Annotated in this window: 2 protein-coding genes; both read left to right on the forward strand. The window is 69.0% G+C overall.

Features of this window, described 5'->3' with window-relative positions:
- Positions 1-454: 454 nt before the first annotated feature.
- Positions 455-1099 carry a TetR/AcrR family transcriptional regulator gene (locus DY240_RS23070; RefSeq protein ID WP_199702143.1) on the forward strand — a complete coding sequence of 215 codons (645 nt, stop codon included), beginning with the start codon at positions 455-457 and terminating at the stop codon, positions 1097-1099.
- Between the two features lie 73 nt (positions 1100-1172).
- The coding region (locus tag DY240_RS23075) for an MFS transporter (protein WP_119662115.1) at positions 1173-2042 on the forward strand (870 nt) is incomplete at its 3' end.

A 2042-nucleotide genomic window follows, 5' to 3' on the forward strand; every position in this document is an offset into this window, starting at 1 on the left:
CTCGTCGGCGACGTCACCGTGACGACCCGACCCGGACCCTTCGGTGTGTTCATCCAGGATCGACCACAGCATCAGGTGGTCGAACGTGACAACGGTGCCGACATCCTGACGACCACGCCCCGGCGCGATCGTCACGCACTCGTCCGCACGCCGATGTCGCCCACGCCGTCATTCTCGATGGCGGCTAACAGCCGACTCTGTCGGTGGCGGCGCGTAGGTTGCGAACGTTCTGGAAAACCTGTTGCCGTCCACGGCGGCGGACGGCGAAGGTGGTGCGCGGCCGCGCCGTGGCGGCCGCACTCACCTCATGTGACGCACGTCACATCCAGAGCCGGAAATAACCGGGGATGCCATCCCCGTTTCAGCACACGTCCAGCTGAACCGGGGACCCACTCCCCGGTTCGGAAAACGGGGAGAACATCTCCGTTTCGGAGAACGACTCGAAGGGGGAATCATGGGCGGCATGGCGACAGCCGAGCGCAAGGCACAGCCGGCTCGCGTCGACGCCACCCGCAACCGTGAGCGCATCATCGCCGCGGCACGCGAGGCGTTCGTCGAGCACGGCCCGTCCGTACCGCTCGACGCCATCGCGCACCGCGCCGGCGTGGGCAACGCCACGCTGTACCGGCACTTCGCCGACCGGCACGAGCTCATCCACGTCGTCGCGTCGTACTCGCTGGCTCGCATCACCGAGCAGGCCGAGTCGGCGCTCGCCGAGGAGACCGACGCGTTCGAGGCGCTGCGACGGTTCGTCCACCGCGCCGCCGACGAGCGGGTCGGCGCCCTGTGCTCGCTGCTGTACGAAGGCTTCGACAAGAACGACCCCAACGTCGTCGACGCCCGCCTCGGGCTCGAGTCGGCCGTCGAGCGACTGATGGACAACGCCCGCCGGTCCGGCCAGCTCCGGCCCGACGTCGGCCTGGGTGACCTCATGGTCGCGATCACCCAGCTCACCCGTCCTCCGGCCGGCACCGGCTGTGCGCTCATCGAGCGCTTCATGCACCGGCACCTCCAGCTCTTCCTCGACGGCCTGCGCGCGCCCGCCCGCTCGGAGCTGAGCGGCACGGCAGTCACATTCGAGGACTTCGAAACGTCTTAAGAGCGGGACCGCCGCCAGAAAGTCCCGACCCTCGGTCAAGAAACGTCACTGCACACCTTGATTGGACTTCGTCATGCCTGAAACACATCAGCCTGATCCCAGGCGGTGGCGAGCGCTGGCGTTCATCGCCATCGCTCAGCTGATGGTGGTGCTGGACGCCACCATCGTGAACATCGCGCTCCCGTCGGCCCAGGCCGACCTCGGCATCTCCGACGCCAACCGGCAGTGGGTCATCACTGCCTACGCGCTGGCGTTCGGCAGCCTCCTGCTGCTCGGCGGCCGGGTCGCCGACATGTGGGGCCGCAAGAACACCTTCCTCACCGGCCTCATCGGCTTCGCCGGCGCGTCCGCGCTGGGCGGCGCGGCCGTCAACGAGGGCCTGATGTTCGCCTCCCGCGCGCTGCAGGGCGTCTTCGGCGCGCTGCTGGCCCCGGCGGCGCTGTCGCTGCTCGCCGTCATGTTCACCGACGGCAAGGAGCGGGCCAAGGCGTTCGGCATCTTCGGCGCCATCGCCGGTGGTGGTGCCGCACTCGGCCTGATCCTCGGCGGCATCCTCACCGAGTACCTCGACTGGCGCTGGGTCTTCTTCGTGAACATCCCGATCGCCGCCATCGCGTTCATCGGCGCCGTCACGTCGGTGCACGAGCCCGACGGCACCCGCAACCGCTCGCCGCTGGACATCCCCGGCACCCTGCTGGGCACGCTCGGCCTGGTGGCGCTCGTCTACGGCTTCACCCGCGCCGAGACCGAGGGCTGGAGCGAGACCGGCACCGTCTCGATGTTCGTCCTGACCGGCGTCCTGTTGGTCGCGTTCGTGCTCGTGGAGCGGAAGGTCAAGGCGCCGCTGCTGCCGCTGCGCGTCGTGCTCGAGCGCAACCGCGGCGGGGTCTACCTCGCGCTCGGCCTGGCCGTCATCGCGATGTTCGGCCTGTTCCTCTTCCTC

The sequence above is a fragment of the Jiangella rhizosphaerae genome (assembly GCF_003579925.1).
Taxonomy (GTDB): Bacteria; Actinomycetota; Actinomycetes; order Jiangellales; family Jiangellaceae; genus Jiangella; species Jiangella rhizosphaerae.

Bases quoted from the DNA above. Each gene is read 5' to 3' on its own strand.
- DY240_RS23070 (WP_199702143.1), top strand. From the start codon at position 455: ATGGGCGGCATGGCGACAGCCGAGCGCAAGGCACAGCCGGCTCGCGTC.